This is a genomic window from Clostridium sp. AF34-10BH (genome assembly GCF_003478095.1).
Classification (GTDB): domain Bacteria; phylum Bacillota; class Clostridia; order Lachnospirales; family Lachnospiraceae; genus Acetatifactor; species Acetatifactor acetigignens.
Genome location: NZ_QUEC01000008.1, coordinates 23159 through 43116 on the forward strand (window position 1 = coordinate 23159; position 19958 = coordinate 43116).

Below are 19958 nucleotides of genomic sequence, written 5' to 3' on the forward strand. Positions count from 1 at the left end.
CGTCTGCTTAAGCACCGTATACAGCATAATATTCGTCGATTGCCTTCTTCAGAGTATCATCAATGTATACCTGTCCCTTGTAAGGCTTGTTGTACAGATGATCGATGACATCCTGCATGGTTACGATGGCATGTGCATCAAATCCGTACTTTTCCTTGATCTCTTCCAGTGCGCTGACCTTGCCGCCCAGACCCTTTTCCATACGGTTCAGGGATACCATCAGACCAACGATTTCTACATTGGCTGCTCCTCTTACCTTGGGAACAGTCTCTTCCATAGATTTGCCGGAAGTGGTAACATCCTCGATCATGATGACTCTGTCGCCATCTTTTAAGGAGCTTCCCAGGAAGCTTCCCTTATCTGCGCCGTGATCCTTCTCTTCCTTGCGGTCGGAACAGTAACGAATCTCTTTGCCGTATAATTTGCTGTAAGCCACTGCGGTTACCACACTGATGGGAATGCCCTTATAGGCAGGTCCGAACAATACATCGAAATCATCACCGTAGGTATCGTGAATTGCTTTCGCATAGCTCTCCCCCAGCTTCATCAGCTGAGAACCGGTGACATACGCACCCGCATTCATAAAGAAAGGAGACTTTCTACCGCTCTTTAAGGTAAACTCTCCGAATTTCAATGCCTTACAATCCACCATGAACTCAATAAATTCCTGCTTGTACTGTTCCATTGTATCTAAAAACCTCCGTGATTCTCGTATCTTTGTCAGTTCTGCCCTTTATCATACCATACTTTTTTTTAACATTCAATGAGTTTCCTTGAGAAGAAAAAAGGCAGTCCATCGACTGCCTAATAGGTATCTCCCTGTAAAGGTCGGATATTCACTTCCTCCAGTACTGCCTGTGGGGACAGACGGAAGGTCAGGGTGATGACTTTTCCGAGGTCGGAGGTCTCTAAAAGTGACCTGTCCTCTTCGGAGGATTTCTTTCTGGTCTCGGTAAAGGTGCCGCCGGGATTAATGAGGGATACACCGATCCCCATAGGCTTGCATTCCTCCCGGAGGGCATAGGCATAGGACCGGAGCGCCCATTTGGAAATGCCGTAGATGCCGCCCCTGTCTCTGCGGATTCCCGAAGTGGAACCGATGAGTACGATGCGGCTGCCCGGTGCCAGCAGCGGAAGAAATTCCTTCACCAGACGGTAATATGCCGTCACGTTGCTGTCAAGCATTGCCTGCAGTTCCTCCGGCTCCGGCTGTACTACGGATGTCTTCGTGGCCGGATTGGGAAATACCGCCGCACACAGGATCAGTCCATCCACGTTATCTCCGAATCCCACTATTTTACCGTTCTTCACTGCATCCACCAGTCCAGTGGTTTCCTCTGCCTTACCGGCATTACAGGAATAGGTAACTGCTCCTGCCAGTTCTTTTCCGGTTTCTTCCAAAGTCTTCGGATTTCTGCCGACAATCAGTACCTTATGTCCATCCTGTAACAGTTCCCTTGCAGCCGCTTTGCCGATGCCGCGGCTGCCGCCAATGATCACAATGTTCATATTCAGGTCTCCTTCTTATCGCACCCATTTACAGTCAGATTCCTATCTGATCTTCTATTCCGCTCAATCGTTTTAGTATCTTCCGAGGATCGTATCCTTGACATCCCATCTCTGCGGCGGATAAGGAGTCTGATCACCATATCCTACATCCACATAGGTCACCAGCCGGATATAATCCGGCAGATTGAATTTCTTCCGCAGTCTGTCGCAGAATTCCTCTCCGGGGAACGTCAGCCATACCCCCTCTAATCCTACCGCATGAGCAGCCAGAACGATATTCTGTCCGGCGGCTCCGGCATCCAGCAGCTGATTTCTCACCGGGGTAAAGGAGTTGGCTCTGTAGCATCTCATATCCTGTAAGATCACCAGATGCACCGGACCTCCCGGCACGTCACTGCCGCGGAACAGTCCCGGCTCGTTTTTCTCCCGTACCACCACATAGCGGATGGACTGTATATTACAGCCGTGAGCAGCCCAAAGCCCCGCTTCCAGGATCTTATCGATCAGTTCATCCGGTACTTCCTTGTCCTTGAATTCCCGGACGCTTCTGCGTTCCTTTACAATCGTGAAAAAGTCTTTCTCCATCTGTTCCGTCACCGGCGTAGGTTTGTAAGGTGTCAGATCCACGTCTTCCCCCTTTACCAGTTTCTCCGCCGCATCGATCAGGAAAGAGGCATACCGATATTCCGGCAGATTTTTTCCCAATCCTCTTTTCTCCCACAGTTCCAGCAGATGCTTCGTATAATCTGCCTGGTTGGGTTTTAATTTCTGGTGGCGATATGCGGTGGCATATACCTGGATCTCCAAGGTATGATGGGAACGTTCTCTCACTCTTGCCCGGAATTCTGTCTCATCCATGGCTAAAAGCTGCTCGTCTGTCAGACGCATATTGTTATTCCAGATCTCAAGTACTTCATCTCTGGAAAGGTAATCCATACTGGTGTCACGAAACATACTGCTGCCTCCTTATTCTCTGTATTCTCCGCCTATAAGTTGCCCCAATAGTTGTTGGGAATATCCTGTCCACCGCTGTTGATGTCTTTTGCGATTTCTGCTGCAATTTTTAAAAGCAGAGGATCATTACGCCCCCTCTTCTGCTCCAGAGGAATCTCGTAGATTTTCTGAATGGTACTGGGTCTTGGACTTAACAATACCACTCTGTCTGCCAGGAACACCGCCTCATTTATATCGTGTGTGACGAATAATACGGTCTTGTTCTCTGCCTGTCTGATATTGATCAGTTCCTCCTGCAGAGTGCATTTGGTCAGATGATCCACGGCACTGAAGGGCTCATCCATGAGGATGACCTTGGGATTCATGGCAAGGGTTCTGGCGATGCCGGCTCTCTGCCGCATACCGCCGGACAGCTGTGCCGGATATTTGTTCTCAAAACCGTTCAGGCTGACCATGGAGATATAACGCCTTAACCGTTCTTCTCTCTCTTCCCTGGGTACTCCGGCGATCTCCAGTCCGAATGCCACATTTTTCCGTACGGTTCTCCAGGGAAACAGGGAGGCATCCTGGAATACCACGCCAATATCTCTGCTGGTACCGTGTACCGGCTGTCCATCCAGCAATACTTCGCCGCTTGTAGCATCCAGCAGGCCCGCCACGATCTCTAACAGGGTACTCTTACCGCATCCGCTGGGACCTACGATGCAGACGAATTCACCTTCTGCCACATCAAGATTGATGTCATGCAGTGCCTGTACTTCGTTTCCATCCTGATCGATATAGGTTTTGTTGATATTTTTAATGGATATTGCGGGCATTTCCATTACCTCCGTTTCCTGTGTCTCTTATTTTCAGAGCATTCTCAATTATTTTGCTTCCGGGTCGGTCATTCCCAGGGTATCTGCAGCTACCTGCGCGAATTCGTTGGTGTAGGTTCCTTCGTAGCTGACATTTTCATCTACCCAGCCGTACTCCTTCAGATATTCAAAGGTGGTAGCCAGACGATCTTCGGGGATTACCGGATAATCCAGCCATACATCGATTTCCGACTCGATGGCCTTTCTCATAACCTCTTCGGATGTATTCATCTCTTTTGCTGCCCATGCAACAAATTCGTCGAAATAGTCATTCTTAACTTCTTCATGTACCTGATAATAAGCGGTCAGGAAGCGCTGCAGCTTCTCCGGCTCATTTTCAATAAAGCTGTTGCTTGCGATGATCGTTCCGGTATAGTAGTCGGGGATGTAGTCCCAGGCTCTTCCCAGGATATGTCCGGTGCCGTCTGCCTCAGCCAGTGCCGCATACGGGTTGTGAATGATCGTAGCGTCCACTTCGCCGGAAGTCAGGGATGCATAAGCGGTCTGGTATACGCCGTTGGCGATCAGATCCACGTTATCCGTGCTGACACCGTTCTTCTCCAACATCTTCAATACGGAAAGTCGCATTCCGCCGGAAGCTCCTGCGGTACCGACTTTTTTGCCTTCCAGATCGGAGAAGTCCTGTATATCATTGTTTGCCACCAGCCAGTAGCATCCGGAATATCTCCACATATTTCCTACCAGCTTGGCAGGCACACCGTTGTAGATACCGGGGATATAAGAACTGGGATCTCCGTCTGCCACATCGATCTCTCCTCTGGTGATCAGGGACATTACTGTGGAGTTGGTATCAGCGCTGGCCTCTACGTTTTCGAACTCAATACCAAGCTCTTTATACAGACCCTTTTCAATGGCAAAACGGTTCACCGCACCGGTCATTCCGGTAGCGAAGCAGGAACGGATCACGATGGTGTCTCCGGATTCCTCTCCTGCGGTAGTTGCACTTGCTGCCTGGCTTCCCTCATTCTGTGCGGTTCCGGTTGCTGCATTGTTGCCGGTTGCTGCACTGCTGCCGCAGCCTGCCAGTACTCCGGTTGCCAGTGCCACCGTCAGTAATACGCTGAATACTTTCTTTTTCATAACATTTTCCTCCTCGTCTATTGAAAAAATTTATTTGCTTATACATGTCTCCATCGATAGCTGATAGCATATTCGATGGCATCGATCAGTTTTACCGCACCTACGGATAATAAGGTGATCAGGATGATCAGGAAGAACATCCTCGGGGTGTTCAACAGGTTCTGGGATTCTGTCAGCAGATAGCCGAGTCCCGCTCTCGCCGACTGCATTTCCGAGAACAGGACACCGGTCAGTGCCGTTGCCGCTGCCAGCTTCAATCCGTTGAAGATCGACGGCAGTGCCGCCGGAATGATGACCAGAAATACGGTCTGGAAACGGTTGGCCCGAAAGACCCTTGCGACCTTCAGGTATTCCTTTTTACACTCCTTGGCTCCGGTCACGGTATTGTACAGGATCGTAAATACCGAGAACAGAAATACCAGAAATGCCTTGGACTGAAAGCCGATGCCGAACCACAGGATCAACAGCGGCAGAATCGCTACCTTGGGAACTGCCATGATCGCAGAACAGAACACATTCATGTATTTCTCCGATACCGGAAACAGTGTCCACAACAGACCTACCGCAATACCGACTACCACTGCGGACAGGTAACCTGCCAGTGCCTCCTGGATCGTCAGCAATAAGTGGGGCCATAAGGTTCCGTCTGTAATGATCTTAATGCCCTCTTCCACGATGGAAGTCGGGGATGCCACGAAGATCGTAAGCACCCTGCCGGAATCTACTGCCCATTGCATCCACAGAAGCAGTGCCGCCACGGTGAGCAGCTGTGCCAGATTCACCCAGGTAAAACGTTTCTTATTCTTAGTTTTCTTCTTTTTTTCCATAAGTGTATTCTCCTCGCTTCACCTTATCGCTTTCAAAGTACTCTCTCTTACAACAGGTACCTTCCAGGATGACATTCTGTGTGATCCTGTGGGAGAGACACCTGGAAAAATTCTCAATGGTGGTGGTATCGATCACATCACAGTAAAACGGTGCGATCTCTCGGAACCAGGGATATTTGTCAAAATAAGTTCTCCACACTTCCGCATAGGGACAGTGATCTTCTCCCCATTCCGGGATCCATCCGGTGAAGGGAAGGTCGATAACACTCATAAAGTCTTCTACGGAATCTGCCTTCAGGCCTTGCGCCAGTGCCTTTTCCCGCAGCTGATCCGACCGGTCCACTGCCAGTTCGAATACGGTCTGTCTCACGATATCTTTGGTCTTCTCCAGTCCGAACTGGTCATATAATACTTTGCTGAAATGAAAGAACTGCATGGCGAACTGTCTTGCGGCCTTTCTTACTTCACTTACCAACAGTTCTCTGGGAACCGTTCCTTCTATTTTATAATCTGCTTTACTCAATGTCCGCTTCCTCCACCTTATTAAAGCTGTCCATAAAAGCTATGTATTCCTGTTTATCAGCGAATCTCGGATGATATTCCTGTTTGGTCCGCTTCGTCACTTCCGCGCCATTCTTTAACATTCTGTAAGCACTCAGGGCAAATATCTTTGCTGTCAGCACATAGGCTTCTTCCTCATCCACGATATCGAAATCCACCTGGTGCAGACCACCTACAGCACCGCCGGTATTGAAAGTGATCACAGGAAGCAGATGCTGTACATCTCCCACATCTGTGGATCCTCCGCTGTGTTCCTCCGGTCTGACCTCGTATACCGTTTTTTCTCCTACCAGTGCTTTCACCGCATCGGCCATCTCTTCCGGTGCCGACTGCCAGAGAGAAGGAAGATAGCCCGGCATAGTCTCGATACGATACCCTGCTCCCATGGCAAGTGCTCCTGCCTTGAAGGAACGATCTGTCTTGACGGATGCATCTGCGAAAGCCTCCAGGGTCTTGCCTCTTACCAGTGTCTCCAGCACCGCTTCGTTGGGAACTACATTGACCAGATCTCCGCCCTTGGTCAGGATCGGATGAACCCTCACGCAATCCTCATCCCGGAAGGTCTCACGGTTCAGTGCCAGTGCCTGTAACCCCAGGCTTGCTGCCGATAAGGCGTTGACACCTTTTTCCGGACATCCCGCCGCATGGGCTGCTTTTCCTTTGATACGGATCACCTTGGATACAAAACCATTGCCACTGTTGCTTCCCAGCCGGATTCCCTCTAAGGAAATATGATGCGCCAGTGCCACATCCACATCATCGAAAGCACCGATGCGGATCAGTTCACATTTTCCACCACCGTAAGCGATCTTGCCATCAGCGATCAGCTGATTCTTGAATTCGATCTCACCGTACTCTTCCGCCGGTGTGGCGAAGAAGATCACCTGTCCATCCAGCTTCTGTGCCACCTCTGCATCCGTAAGTGCCAGCGCCGCTCCGATGACTCCTGCCAGTTGTGCGTGATGTCCACAGCAGTGAGCTGCCTGTGTCTCCTGATTTGCATGTGCATGCTGCGGAATCCTCAGGGCATCCAGTTCTCCGATCAATGCCAGGGATGCATTTCCGGCCTTTTCTTTATTTAAATAGGCTTTTGCTCCGGTGATGGCCAGATCTGTCTGTACCGGCAGCTGTAAGCTCTTCATAAAATCCACGAACTTTTTCGAAGTGCGGAATTCCTTGTAGCCCAGCTCTGCATGATCGTAAATATCTCTTGCGAACTCTACGATGGTCTCCCGGTTGTCATCTATGATCTTAAGGATTCTCTGTTCTGTCGTATCAAAGGTTGCTGCCACGGTGTCATCCTCCTCGTCTTTTATATCCTAGTAAATCTATATGTTTTCTATGTTTTAGATGATATTACCTTATATTTCCTAGTTTGTCAATAGGGTTAGTATGTATTTATATAAAAAAGTTAGGTAACAGTTCAGCCATGAACATATTTGCCCGCAAAATCATGCAAGCATGATTTCTGTGCCCAGATATGTTCATGGCTGAACTGTTACCTATATTTACTTACTTATTTACTCTCTATTCTTCAATACTTCCGCAGGCACCAGCTTGTTCAGTCTGCCCACCAGCAGGAAGTTGATCACCAGATAGCAGATCAGGATGCCTCCGTAGATCATGCCGTACAACTGCGGCGGGAACTGTAAATCCATTCCGATGGCCACATTGGAAATAAAATACGGGAAGATCAGATCCATGGACCATTTTGCCAACGGTACTCCCAACAATGCTCCCAACATTATAATATAGAAGTTCCCGTCCAGATACAGTCTGCGGATCTCTCCCTTTCGGTAGCCGAATACTTTCATCAGGGAAATGGAGAATGCAGAACGGTCGATCATGACCTTCATCATCAGATACATGACGATCATGAAGATCAGTGCGGAGATGGCCGCCAGCATGCTGACCATAGGTCCCATCATATCCGTAAATATCTGAGAGCTTTCCTCCACGTTTTCTCTGGATACCGTAGAATACAGTCTGCCGTTGTCGATGTCCAGTGCATGATCGGCGAATACTACATTATAATAGTCGTCTTCCTGATCGAACAGTTCCTGCATGGCATCCCGGTCTAAAAATACATAAACACCGGAGGCAAAATGAACGATATCTTTGACAGTAAACGCATAATCTCTCTCGTTCACTTCATCGGAAAGCACTAGTTTGTCACCGACCTTCACGCCAAATTTCTGTGCTGCGGCGCTGGAGATCACGATCTCATTTTTCTTATTGCTGGTCTCCACCGGAAAATATGGATTATCCTTATCGATTCCCAGTACCGTCACATCCAGATTATAACCGTAAGCCTCTTTTTTCAGACTCTCCACATAAGCCGGAGTACCATCCTCCGGCACATCCTCCGTGGGATATTTGTAAGTATACATATAAGCATAGGTCGTCTCATCCAGGCAGGCGTCTCCAAAGTTCTTACACAGAACATAGCAGTCTGCAGAGATCAAAAGTACCAGCAGGCAGATAAACATACCGATCACCACCGCCACGGCAGAACGCATCTCCCGAAGGAGCTGACGGACCTGGAATCTGTGAAGGAACTTCATATTTCCCAGATTTACATCTTGTATCTTCCCGGCCCTGCCTGCGGTCTGTTCATTTCGAAGCAGAGACAGTGCCGTGCGCTTCAACTTCTTGCTGATCACCAGACAGTTTACCAATGCGGCCGTCACCGGCGGCATGACCAGACTGTAGACCAGCAGATAGGCCGGAGTCACGATTTCCATGGGTGGCAGGGAAAAATACACGATACTGTCCTGCATCTGCCAGCCGGTACCATACTTCGAAAAGCCCAGGACACAGCCGACCGCACCTCCTAAGAAGGAAATCATCATGGGATTGAGCAGATAATGGAACAAAAGCTGCCCTCGCGTCACACCCAAAGCGTACAGCGCACCGATGACGCTGCTCTCTTTTTCAATATTATGTACCACAAATACGGAGATCACGTAAGTGAACATGACCATCAGGATAATACCGGATACCATACCGGCATATTTATTGATGATCACATCCCCGCTGGCGGCATCGATTCTGGGATTATCCCCTGCCACCAGAAACTGTGTCAGATTGTCGATATCGAAAGTAAAATACTCATCGATCATATCATTGGCTTCATCCTGCAGTTCCTGCACACCGTCCCGCAGTTCCCTGCTGCCATCCGCAATCTCATCCACGGCATCCGTATAATCGATGATTCCTCCCCGGAAATCCTCCAGATCCGCCAAAGTATCCTTCGCGTCCTTCAAGGAATCCCGCAGCCTGGCATCCACACTGCTGCCCTCTGCCATCAGCCGGTCCAGCTCTTCCTTATAATTGTCGGCAGTCAGTTCTACCTGAATATCACTTTCTTCCAGCTGTGCCTCCACCATATCCATCAGTGCATCCACCACGGCATCTGTGCCGTCTACCAGAGGCTCACTGGCGGTATAAAGCACGCTCAGTCCCTGGAACAGCTTCTGGGATCCTCCGGCTGCTTCTCCGACACCGGCGGTATAGGCTTTCACCCCATCCCGAAACTGTGCCACGGTGTCCAGCTGACTTTTCACTGCAGACAGCTGCCCCGCTGCCTGGGATGCCCCCATCTGTGTAAAGACAGTTGCCAACTGATCCAGCTGCTCTCCGTAACCGCCAGCCGTCAGTCCCGGAAAGCTGATCCCGTATGCCGCATAAGGTTCCAACTCTGCCTGGAGCTGTTCATTCACCATGCCCAAAATGGCATTAAAAATAGCATCAGCTCCCTGATTCAACGCAGCACTGTTTTCCGTGATCTGACTCATACCGCCCACCAGTGCTCCGCCGCCGGCAGAAGCTGCATTAACTCCGTCCGTGTAGGATTTCACACCATCCCGGAACTCCTGCAGATCTTCCAGAGACTTTTTCGCGTCCTGCAGGTTCTGCCGCAGGGATGCGGTGTAGGCATGAGGATTAGCGATCATGGCATTCAGCTGTTGTTCATAATTTCCTGAAGTCAGTGTCACTTCCACTCCGGCATCCTTCAGGCTGTCATTCACCTGTTCCAGCATAGCATCAAACAACTCATCCGCCGCATCCGTCAGTTCTGTATTATGATCCGCCAGTTCATCCACACCGTCCACCAGCTCATCCACGCCATCCAGAAGTTCCTGGATACCATCCTGAATATCGTTCTTCGTCTCTTCCGCATCTGCCAGCATTTCCAGAAAATAAGTATCCGTCACCTTACTGCGGTCCAGTTCGAAGGATTGTAACAGTTCCTTCAGTTCCTGATCCGTCATGGTATCATTCAGCAGATAGGTGTAAGTATAATCCTCCGTCCGGAAATTCTGTCCGCCTGCTTTCAGAGCTTCATAATCCTCTGCCGTGACAAATCCGAAGCCAAACAGATTGCTGTCTACAGTGGTATCTGACGTTTTCTCAAAAGCAGCATCGTAATCCGGCGTGCTGCCGATTCCGGTAACGGTGAACTCTTTTCCCCCAACGATAAAGATATCTCCTAATTGCAGCTCATGTTTTTCCGCATAATGCTGTTCCAACAGGATCTCTCCCTGTGCCGGAATTTCCTCCCCTTCTGCTGGAACGAACAGATCTACCGATTCTCTTGCCTGATAGACACGAAACGTTGACTGTCCCAGATGAAAATCCAGGGAAAAATCCCTCTGCAGTGTCACACCTTTTTCCGTGATCTGTGCAGTCTCTTTTTCGGTCAGCGGAACAAAAACGCCAAACTGTCCGTCCTCTCTGTGATGGACACGTCCGCTCTCCTTCGTCCCCTGCATAATAGTCTCGGCAGCTCCCACAATAGCCACCACCATATACATGACCAGTGCCACCAGGAAAAACAGTGCCAGATACCGAAGCAGGTTTTCCCGGATATCCCGAAGTACTCGTTTGCTTAATATCCTCTGCATCCTACAAATCCTCCAGTTCTGCCGCAGGAACACGTTTCTCGTTCCGGTAGTTCTTGCTGATCTGTCCGTCCTTGATCATAATGACCTGATGTACCATGTTTTTAATGGAATTATTATGCGTAACAATAAGCATCGTAGTGCCATACTGTCTGTTGATATCCTCCAGCAGTATCAGGATGTCCCGGGAAGTCCTGGAATCCAGCGCACCCGTAGGCTCATCGCATAACAGAAGGCTCGGATTCTTGATCAAGGCTCTGGCGATGGCACAGCGTTGCTGTTGTCCGCCGGAAAGTTGTGCCGGGAACTTGTTCTGATGTTCCGTCAGTCCCAGTACCTGCAGCAGTTCCTCCATATTCAAAGGATTCTTCGTCAGATACTGGCAGACCTGGATATTTTCCTTCACCGTCAGATTCGGCACCAGATTATAAAACTGGAAAATAAAACCCAGCTTCTCCCGACGGTAATTGGAAAGTGCTTTACTGTTAAGCCCCGCCACCTCCTGTCCATCCACTACGATGGAACCGGAATCCACGGTATCCAGTCCTCCGATGCAGTTGAGCAGCGTGGATTTTCCGGAACCGCTGGTGCCCTGGATGACACACATTTCACCTTGTTCCACTCCTGCGTTGATTCCCTTTAATACCTGTACATAACCGCCGCCTTCTCCATAGCTCTTCTTCAGATTCTTCACTTCCAGATACATATCCTGCCTCCTCATCACTAATGATAATGATTTTCATTAACATAACACTGTTATGTTAATGCTCTGAAACAGCACCCCTGCAAAGTCCAAACTTCCTTGGGGTGCATTGTATTTTAGCTTTCTGTCATTATGCCCATCCATCCGCGCACCAGATACATCGTCAAGGCATCCACATGCTTCAATGCCACTCTCTCTTCTGTCTCATGCAGAAACAGGTGTACAAAAGTATCTACCATAATGTGGGCCATCCAGTGTGTCATGTAATCATCGACCCGCGGTCTTCCGGTGGCATTCGTCACCATATCGCATAATCTGCGGTACTGTTGCTCCGAGATATCCACGACCTCATCCAGACAATTTTCAAATCGGGACCCCTGAGATTTCGTCAGGAGCAGCAGAAAGGCCTCCCGGTTCGCATACATCTGCCGGATGATCTGTCTGGATGCTTCCAGATCCCCGTCATCCACAATATCCAGCTGTGCCACCTGATCCTCGTTGTGCATCTCTGTGGCATAATGTTCTTCCATTATTGCATACAGCTGCCGCAACGGCTCTTCCACCAGTGCTGCCAGCAGATCTTCCTTATCCTTGAAGAAAAAATACAGCGCCCCTGTGGTCACTCCGGCCTCTTTACAGATATTCCGCAGGGAAGCTTTCATATATCCTTTTTCCAGGAACTCCCTTTTGGCACATTCCAGAAGGTGCTGCCTGGTTTCTTTATTCTCATTTTGCGTTTCCTGTTTTAAGGGCATTGCGATCTCCTTCGGGAATAATACTCCTCTCATAGAAAGCATCCCCTGCCTGCAAGCAGTCAGGTATGTTTTCTATGGAAGAGTTTATTCTATCATATGTTCACTCGTTCACATAACATTGTTATGTCTGCATTATAAATAAAAACAGGATTGCTGTCAACCCTGTTTTTATTTTCGTCATTTCGTTTTATTTTGTTTTCAGCTGTTCGATCTTTTCCTGTAAATCTGCAATGGCTCTCTGGCTGTTCTTAATGGTCTCGCACTGCTTCTCAAAAGGAGGCTCCGGCATATCGCTGTACTGTTCAAAATAGATCTTGCCGATCTCCAGATAGTTCTTCTTCATGACTTCCTCGCAGGTAGAGATCTGGCTCTTCAGATTAGCAATGGCTGCCAGTTCTTTTGCTTTGTCTGCCGCTACTTTTCCCTTTTCGGTGATGGTATCACCGATCTTCTCTATAATATCCATCGTATGATCTCCTTTCTCTTCCTACCGCCCGTACTTTGGATCTGTCTGTCCTTCCCGTCCGGGCTGTTTCGGTTTCCATATTCCGTGTGTATTATTGTACCTTCTTCCGGATACCGCGTCAAGTATAAGCGCTACTTGCGCATTTCAAAGAATCTGTGCTATAATCGCCTTGTAATACTATTGGAGGTGACATCATGCAGCCGCTATATACCACTCTGAAAGTTAATAATGAGATTGAATTGTGCGAAGTATCCGATCCCGATTGCAAGCAGCTCATCGAGAGAGCATTGCTGAAAAACCGGATTTCTTATTATATCCGCTGGCCGAAGGCTTCCTTCTTCAGCCGCAAAAAAGATGCCTGCATCATCTGCATCAACGACAATGTCAAGGATGCTGCGGAAGAGATCGTCCGCGGGATCTGTGACGAATCCGGATACAATGTGCGCTTTATTTTAAAACGTTCCTCTAATAACTATTTATAGACCCTTAAAGCACATAATTTTATGTTTTTTTCGTTTATTGATTGATTTTTTCTCACTAACGGATCATAATGATGATATCATCTAATACAAAGGAGGGGCTTTCTAATGGAAAAGCGTGTTAACAAGCATGTATTTGCCTGGGTTTTCTGCTTTTTACTTGGTGAGTTGGGTGTTGATAGATTCGTCAGAGGTCAGGTTGGTCTCGGAATTTTGAAGCTTCTCACTGCCGGTGGCTGCGGAGTATGGAGCCTGGTCGACTGGATCATTGCTCTTACCAAGGCATACGGTGCTGCTTATGCCGGTTCCGAAGAAGTTGTATTCGTAGACGGTAAATATACAGCATAATCACAGGATAAAAAAAGCTTTTGCCGGAGACGACAAAAGCTTTTTTCTTTTTATAGGTTGCTGATCATGAATAAAAACATAAAACAAACTATATTTCTTATTTCTATTATTGCACTACTCCTGCTTTTCCTGTGGTTCTCAGGATATCAATGCCCTTTACTATTCTTTTTTGGCATTCCATGCCCTTTCTGTGGAATGACCAGAGCATTTTTATGCCTATTAAGCGGTGATCTTACAACAGCCTTTTATTATCATCCTCTCTGGCCTGTAGTATTGGGAATTTTTATTATTTTTCCTCTTTGGAAATTCCGGCTTCTTCACTTATCGGACAAATGGATCGATCATGGGGCTTTTGCGATTGGAATTCTGTTCTTGCTCTGCTTTATCATAAGGCATGTAACACATTCTCCCATTGTACAGATTGATTTTACAAAAGGTATTTTTCATTTCTTTTCATATATGAATATATGAAAAAGGAGCTGTAATACAGCCCCTTTTTTCAATGCTCTTATGCAATCGCTTTATCCGTTTTCTCAATCAAAATCGAATTTGGTGTAACGCTCATACATAGCGCCATAACGGAATCTTGCCATTTCATTTTTCTTGAGGACATCTTCCTCGGATCCCCTGTACTGACAACGCAGGCAGTAGTATTCCTTCTTATCCTTATCGTAGAACATATCCATATCGATATCTCTCATGAAGCAAGAGGGACATCTGTAGTTTAATTTGCCTTTTCCAGCTTGAGCCATGTTGCAACGACCTCCTTATCCTTGATTTTGGAATTGTAACCCAGTGTAAACATCGGGGAGAATGCATATCCTTCCTTCACATATCCGACAGCGCCTTCTGCATTGGTGTTCATGGATACTGCGGTCTCGATCTGAGGAATGACAGCTCTTACTTCGTCAGCCTCTGCCTTCTCCATCTCACGGCACTTGTACTCGTAATCCAGAGTCTCTACCTCGTCACCCTTTTTGGTGCTCAGGGTGATACCCAGCATGTCCTCAGAGTACTCAGTGGTACCATAGCATGCTACGATGTACTCGTTCAGTTCTACTTCTGCGTTCGGATCGCTCATCTCCAGGATCTTACGCTCGATCTTGATTGCTGAGCTGCCTTCCTCGAAGGAAACGATGGTCTGTAATTTTACGGTCAGATCATAGAACTCGATATCTACGGGATCCAATGTCAGGATTCTGGTGCTGCCTTCCTGAGAGAAATGAGCCTTGGTACGGCACAGGCACAAATCCACTTCTTCACCGTTGTGTTTTAACTTGGCACTTCTAACGGTACCTTCTCCTGCATAATGTGTGAAGTAACCTGCACGGTACTTCTCCTGGATCAGGAAAGGATAGGAAGCATCGGTCACATGCTTGGTGCCGATACCTACCGGCCACTCCAGCTTTGCAGCGTAAGGGCGCAGGTCTACGATAGCACCGCCCTGATCCATATTTACGCAGGCACGCATGAAGGGATCACAGTACCAGAACAACTGCTTGTCGGAACCGTACAAAATATCTCTCCACAGAGCACACTCAGGCTCGGTGTAGGTCTTCTTCTGACGATAGTAATCAGCGAACTCCGCCATGGTCATATCGGTAAGCTTGCCTTCCTTCTTCAGGTCGCCGTAATACTTCATACCGTCTTCATAACTCTTCTTCAACAGTTCGTAAGGCTGCTCCCAACGGCCCATTTTGTTCAGCCAGCCGGGTCCTACGAACATCATGTTGTATGCGTATCCGTTGTTGTACTTCTCCAGGGAACGATACTGATCGATCAGGTTGTACAGATAAGGATACTCCCAGGTCTTGGTGTCATAGATCATACCACGCAATACGTTCTGAGGATGGGTTCCGAAGTTGGAGCCATTGCCGTCATAGCATGCCAGCAGGTCTCTGGACAGGTGAGGGATTGCTACTACACCGCTGTCCTCAGCTTCGTTGGCTGCAGGTGCATGGGTATTCTGCTTGGAAGGGATCCAAGGTGCCCAGGGGCCGCCATCCATGAAGGTATACCAGGAGTTGTTGCAGGTATGATATGCCTTGGGGCCTTCCTCCCAACAGGTTGCTACCGCACATTTTACGGTAGGATAGGTTGCTTTGATATAATTGGTCAGATCTGCATCCATGTAGTAAGATCCGGTGGATTCGGGATAGAATCCGAACTTCTCATGGAACTTGCAGAACACATCATCCACGATAGACTTTTTGTCTTCCATGGAGAACATCCAGATACAGAAATCCTTGGTCTTGTACTTCTCACGGAACTCTGTGCAGGGCAGACCTAACAGAGACAGTGCGATCTCATCACCGTACTTCTCGTGATCTGCCTTAGCCAGTGCTACCGCTTCGTCATTGAACAGGGAAGCATAGGTCATCTGAATGGTAGTCTTCAAACCATTCTTATGCGCAGTTTCCTGCTGAAACTTGAAAATATCCAGAGATTCTGTCAGTAGTGCTTTTCTGCCCAGATCCTCTTCTTTGCCGTGTCCGGTTACTTTTTCCGCATACTCGGGAACCATCTCCGGACGGTGAATGATATTCACGATAAACTTATCCATCTTTTCCTCCATCTCGCCATTTGGCATCTTATATCGTGAGCATAGCTCACTCAATGCATTTCGCAAAATCACACTTGCAAGCAAGTGATTTTGCTTCATTATATCATGATTCGCACCTACGGTGCTTACCGTTGCTTCGCAACGATCATGATCAAATTCGCCGTTCGCCAATTATGCAAGCATATTGGCTCACTTGCACTCATTATATCATCCTCCCCGCATTGCGGGAACGAATATCACATTACTTCTGAAAGTCTCTGATCACTTTCAACGCGGGCAGTGCATTTCCATCATAATCGAACAGTGCCTGATTGGCCCACTCGTTTCCGCCCGGACCGGGATCCTGAATATAGTTCAGGGATTCCTCGTTGGCCCAGCCACAACCGGGCATTGGGATCCATGCCGGCTCCCAGTAGTAGAAACCTTTTCCTCTGCCATCCGGAACCTGCGCAATGCGTTCCATGACCTTCTGCATAAATGCAGCCTGTCCTTCCGGTGTCATAGGATACTCCACCGCCTCTGCAAGGTGGGGCTTGGTCGCTATGCCCTTGCGCTGTTCCGGTGACAGCTTTTCCCTGTCTGCATAGTCCTCCATGGTGAAGCCCATGGATACCTCTGCCACAATGACATCCTTCTGATATCTCTGAGAGAGATCGTTCATATTATTGGTCAGGTCATCAATGGTTCCGTGCCAGAAGGGATAATAGGACAGTCCGATGACATCGAAGTCCTCTCCTCTCTGTACATAGGCATCAAACCATTCTCTGCAGCGGGCATTGTTGCCGCCGCAGTCCAGATGAAGCATCACTCTGCTGTCCGGTGATACTTCTCTCACCGCACGGATGCCAGCACTGATGAATCTTGCAATATTGTCAACGTTGTCCCATTTTCCGTGGGGCCACATCAGACCATTGGTGATCTCATTCCCCACCTGTACCATCTCCGGAAGCAGATCGAGACGCTTTAATTTCAAAAGCACATCCTTTGTGTAGTCATACACATGCTTCTCCAGTGCATCCGCATCTGCGTATGCCCACTCCTTGGGTGGGAACTGTTTGCCGGGATCTGCCCAGAAATCACTGTAATGCAGATCCAGCAGATAGCTGTAACCCAGCTTTTTGCCTGCGGAAGCCAGTGCCACCAGTTTTGTAAAGTCACTGGTACCGGCTCCGTAAGGCTTGCCGTCCTCACTGTAAGGATCATTCCAGAGACGGATGCGCAGAGAGTTGGCACCGTATTTTTTCAGGATCTCCAGTGCGTCCCCCTCTTTGCCTTCGTCATAAAACCTTGCACCGAGAGCTGTCTCCTCCGGCAGACTCGATACATCCATACCTTTGATAAATTTATCCATAAATTTAACTCTTTGTCTCCATGTCATACGTTTATCCTAAAGAATCCATTCCATGGATTCTCCCAGGTTAAACCGCCGAAGCAGTTTAACCCTTCACGGCACCACCGGTAATACCTTCCACATAGAACTTCTGCATGATGACAAACAATACAGAGATGGGAATGGATACCAGTACACCACCTGCACAGAACTGACCAAAGTAAGTATTGATCAGGCTCTTATCCAGCATATTGTACAGACCGATAGCAACAGTCCACTGGGAAGAAATACCGGAATTCAACATCAGCTTAGCATATACGAAATCCATCCAGGGGGACAGGAAGGAGCTGATAACTGTATATACAATGATGGGACGGCTCATGGGGATAACAACCTTCCAGAAGATCGTAGCCTCACTGGCTCCATCCAGATAAGCGGCCTCGCGCAGGGAATTCGGGATCGTATCGAAGAAGCCCTTTGCGATCAGGTAACCCAGACCGGAACCGGCAGAATATACCAGGATCAGTCCGAGGTGCGTATTGGTCAGGTTCAGAGTCTTCAGAATGAAATATACTGCGATCATGGACAATACACCGGGGAACAGATTCACAATAACTGCGGCGTTCATCAGCGGCTTACGTGCCGGGAAACGCATGCAGGAGGTCGCATAGGCCACCATCAGTACAAAAGCAGTGGAGATCACACATACCACACATGCAATGATGAAGGTGTTCTTGAACCAGTTCGGGAACTGTGCCACACTGTCTGCGGAAAACAACAGGTTCTTATAATTGACCAGGCTCCATTCCTTCGGGAAAAAGGTGCTGGTATTCATGCCGGTGTATGCACTGAAGGAGGTGACCACCAGCCATACGATGGGCACCAGCCAGACAAATGCCAAAAACGCCAGTAACAGGTTATGTAATAAAGTCTTAATAAATCTCTTCATTAACGGAACGCCTCCTCTCTGTCACCCTTCAGGAATCTGCTGAAGGCAATGAGGGTAAATACCGCACAAAGGATAAACACGATAATACCGATGGCGGATGCCATCTTGTAATTGTAATAACTCTGTGTCAGATTGAACAGCCAGGTGATCAGCAGGTCCACTTCCTTCGCCTGGGAGTTCGCCATGGCCTGATTGGTGGTGGTATATACACCCTGGGTCAACAGATAGATTACGTTAAAGTTATTAATATTCTTGACAAAATCCGTTACCAGAGAAGGTCCGGTGACGAACAGCATATACGGCATGGTGATATGAATAAAGCTCTGCAGAGGAGTAGCTCCGTCAATCTTCGCACTCTCCAGCTGGTCAGAAGGAATATTCATTAACACGCCGGTAGCGATCAGCATCTGGTAAGGAACACCGATCCAGATATTGATCAGGATGATCATTACATGTGCCCATCCGGGAGCGGACAAAAACGGAATATAACTGGTGCTGATCGCGCCGATATCTCTCAGCCACTGGGTAATTCCTGCATTGGCACAGATTGTGTTCATGATACCGTTGTTAGCGAAGAAGTTACGTACCAGAAGCAAGGAAACGAACTGGGGAACTGCGATCGTTACAATGAACAGCGTTCTCCACAGCTTCGGCAGCTTCGTTCTCTTATTATTGATCAGCAAGGACAACAGGATACCGCCAAGGTAAGTGGTAAAGGTTGCGAACAGTGCCCATACCAGTGTCCAGATCAAAATCTTACGGAAAGCATAACCGAAGGTAATGGTCATTCCACCGTTGGCGAACAGATTCTTGAAATTGGTAAATCCCACCCAGGTAAACAAAGCGGAAGGAGGCATATGTCCCTGATCATAGTTTGTAAATGCGACAGCGATCAGGATCAACAGAGGAACGATCGTGAAAATAACGACCCCCATGACGGGAAGTGCCAGCAGTGTGATATAGAATTTGTCATTCTTGAACTGCTGCAGATCCTCTACAAACGTATTGATATGTTCTCCTGCCTGTGCTTTTTTCTGAAGCCGGTAAACAGTCACTTCATTCTTAAGCCAGATCACCAGAAATGTAAACCAGATAACAAATGAAACTACGGAGAACAACAAGATCATAAACGAGTTGTCATAATCGTTGAATTCATTCTGCATGGTTACAATGTTGAAAACCGTCTCCTGCTGAACCGTTCCCAAAGTTCCAAAATCACGTACATACTCTGTGGCAAAGCCAAAGGTAAATACAATGACTGCCACTTCGAGCAGAGTCATTAAAATACCTTTGATAATTTGTTTTCTGCGGATATATCCTGCTCCCATCCAGACCAGGGATAATTTTACGAACAGATCTCCTTTTACAACTGCCTCACCGAACTCCTTGAAGAATCCGCCGATTCCGCTCTTTTTCTTCTTCATTCTCTGCCCTCTCCTTTCTTAATATTAAAATAAATAATTTAGTAACTATTCGGAACACCTTCCCGCGTTCATCTGACTAGTTACCTAACCCGGCAGGCAGGAGTCGAACCCACTTACCGGAAACGTTTCCTGTAAAAAAGGCATCCCTCCACTACGTATTATTGTTCATAGCTTCAGGACGCCTTTCTATTCTCTGTATTCGTTCTGCACCAGAACGTTTTCATCATT

At 48.0% G+C, this 19958-nt stretch carries 20 protein-coding genes; 3 read left to right on the top strand and 17 right to left on the bottom strand.

Going from position 1 to position 19958, the window contains the following annotated elements:
- Nucleotides 1–7: 7 nt before the first annotated feature.
- The 12 genes from pyrE to DWZ61_RS07545 form a co-directional block, all read right to left on the bottom strand.
- Nucleotides 8–685 (bottom strand): orotate phosphoribosyltransferase, encoded by a 678-nt coding sequence (pyrE, locus tag DWZ61_RS07490; RefSeq protein WP_118537941.1) that lies wholly within the window; start codon nucleotides 683–685, stop codon nucleotides 8–10.
- Nucleotides 686–804: 119 nt separating this feature from the next.
- Nucleotides 805–1509, bottom strand: a complete 705-nt coding sequence (locus DWZ61_RS07495) for an SDR family oxidoreductase (protein WP_118537942.1) — start codon at nucleotides 1507–1509, stop codon at nucleotides 805–807.
- A gap of 72 nt (nucleotides 1510–1581) precedes the next feature.
- A complete protein-coding gene (locus DWZ61_RS07500) occupies nucleotides 1582–2463 on the bottom strand; it encodes a nitroreductase family protein (protein ID WP_118537943.1) in 882 nt (293 codons plus the stop codon).
- 32 nt (nucleotides 2464–2495) lie between these two features.
- Nucleotides 2496–3281, bottom strand: a complete 786-nt coding sequence (locus DWZ61_RS07505; protein WP_118537984.1) for an ABC transporter ATP-binding protein — start codon at nucleotides 3279–3281, stop codon at nucleotides 2496–2498.
- Between the two features lie 48 nt (nucleotides 3282–3329).
- A complete protein-coding gene (locus DWZ61_RS07510) occupies nucleotides 3330–4421 on the bottom strand; it encodes an ABC transporter substrate-binding protein (RefSeq protein WP_118537944.1) in 1092 nt (363 codons plus the stop codon).
- Nucleotides 4422–4459: 38 nt separating this feature from the next.
- The gene (locus DWZ61_RS07515) at nucleotides 4460–5248 is read right to left on the bottom strand and encodes an ABC transporter permease (RefSeq protein WP_117465898.1); all 789 of its coding nucleotides are present in this window, start codon (nucleotides 5246–5248) and stop codon (nucleotides 4460–4462) included.
- Nucleotides 5226–5771, bottom strand: a complete 546-nt coding sequence (locus DWZ61_RS07520; RefSeq protein WP_118537945.1) for a hypothetical protein — start codon at nucleotides 5769–5771, stop codon at nucleotides 5226–5228. The genes DWZ61_RS07515 and DWZ61_RS07520 overlap by 23 nt, the downstream gene beginning before the upstream one ends.
- Complete coding sequence (locus DWZ61_RS07525; protein WP_118537946.1) at nucleotides 5764–7101, bottom strand: amidohydrolase; 1338 nt, start codon at nucleotides 7099–7101, stop codon at nucleotides 5764–5766. Before DWZ61_RS07525 ends, DWZ61_RS07520 begins: the two co-directional genes overlap by 8 nt.
- Before the next feature lie 228 nt (nucleotides 7102–7329).
- Nucleotides 7330–10716 (bottom strand): FtsX-like permease family protein, encoded by a 3387-nt coding sequence (locus tag DWZ61_RS07530; protein WP_118537947.1) that lies wholly within the window; start codon nucleotides 10714–10716, stop codon nucleotides 7330–7332.
- A gap of 1 nt (nucleotide 10717) precedes the next feature.
- Nucleotides 10718–11419: an ABC transporter ATP-binding protein gene (locus tag DWZ61_RS07535; protein WP_117465902.1), complete on the bottom strand. Its 702-nt coding sequence runs from the start codon at nucleotides 11417–11419 to the stop codon at nucleotides 10718–10720.
- Between the two features lie 113 nt (nucleotides 11420–11532).
- Complete coding sequence (locus DWZ61_RS07540; protein ID WP_182427028.1) at nucleotides 11533–12204, bottom strand: TetR/AcrR family transcriptional regulator; 672 nt, start codon at nucleotides 12202–12204, stop codon at nucleotides 11533–11535.
- A gap of 154 nt (nucleotides 12205–12358) precedes the next feature.
- Nucleotides 12359–12637 (bottom strand): hypothetical protein, encoded by a 279-nt coding sequence (locus tag DWZ61_RS07545; protein WP_022312067.1) that lies wholly within the window; start codon nucleotides 12635–12637, stop codon nucleotides 12359–12361.
- 194 nt (nucleotides 12638–12831) lie between these two features.
- On the opposite strand from DWZ61_RS07545, the gene DWZ61_RS07550 reads away from it, so the two are divergent.
- The 3 genes from DWZ61_RS07550 to DWZ61_RS07560 all read left to right on the top strand — a co-directional run bounded on the left by DWZ61_RS07550 (nucleotide 12832) and on the right by DWZ61_RS07560 (nucleotide 13935).
- On the top strand, nucleotides 12832–13119 hold the full coding sequence (locus DWZ61_RS07550) for a hypothetical protein (RefSeq protein WP_022312068.1): 288 nt from the start codon (nucleotides 12832–12834) through the stop codon (nucleotides 13117–13119).
- 105 nt (nucleotides 13120–13224) lie between these two features.
- Nucleotides 13225–13464: a TM2 domain-containing protein gene (locus DWZ61_RS07555; RefSeq protein WP_117465905.1), complete on the top strand. Its 240-nt coding sequence runs from the start codon at nucleotides 13225–13227 to the stop codon at nucleotides 13462–13464.
- Between the two features lie 66 nt (nucleotides 13465–13530).
- Entirely contained in the window at nucleotides 13531–13935 is a 405-nt protein-coding gene (locus tag DWZ61_RS07560) for a DUF2752 domain-containing protein (RefSeq protein ID WP_118503592.1), read from the top strand.
- A 62-nt stretch (nucleotides 13936–13997) separates the two neighbouring features.
- Here DWZ61_RS07560 and DWZ61_RS07565 read toward each other — a convergent pair whose 3' ends face one another.
- From DWZ61_RS07565 to DWZ61_RS07585, 5 genes are all read right to left on the bottom strand, one after another.
- Nucleotides 13998–14216 (bottom strand): hypothetical protein, encoded by a 219-nt coding sequence (locus tag DWZ61_RS07565; protein ID WP_022312070.1) that lies wholly within the window; start codon nucleotides 14214–14216, stop codon nucleotides 13998–14000.
- On the bottom strand, nucleotides 14189–16027 hold the full coding sequence (locus DWZ61_RS07570) for a hypothetical protein (RefSeq protein WP_118537948.1): 1839 nt from the start codon (nucleotides 16025–16027) through the stop codon (nucleotides 14189–14191). The genes DWZ61_RS07565 and DWZ61_RS07570 overlap by 28 nt, the downstream gene beginning before the upstream one ends.
- A 241-nt stretch (nucleotides 16028–16268) precedes the next feature.
- Complete coding sequence (locus tag DWZ61_RS07575; RefSeq protein WP_117465906.1) at nucleotides 16269–17378, bottom strand: glycosyl hydrolase 53 family protein; 1110 nt, start codon at nucleotides 17376–17378, stop codon at nucleotides 16269–16271.
- A gap of 85 nt (nucleotides 17379–17463) precedes the next feature.
- Nucleotides 17464–18306: an ABC transporter permease subunit gene (locus DWZ61_RS07580; RefSeq protein WP_117465907.1), complete on the bottom strand. Its 843-nt coding sequence runs from the start codon at nucleotides 18304–18306 to the stop codon at nucleotides 17464–17466.
- Nucleotides 18306–19730 (bottom strand): sugar ABC transporter permease, encoded by a 1425-nt coding sequence (locus DWZ61_RS07585; protein ID WP_117465908.1) that lies wholly within the window; start codon nucleotides 19728–19730, stop codon nucleotides 18306–18308. Before DWZ61_RS07585 ends, DWZ61_RS07580 begins: the two co-directional genes overlap by 1 nt.
- Nucleotides 19731–19958: the final 228 nt, after the last annotated feature.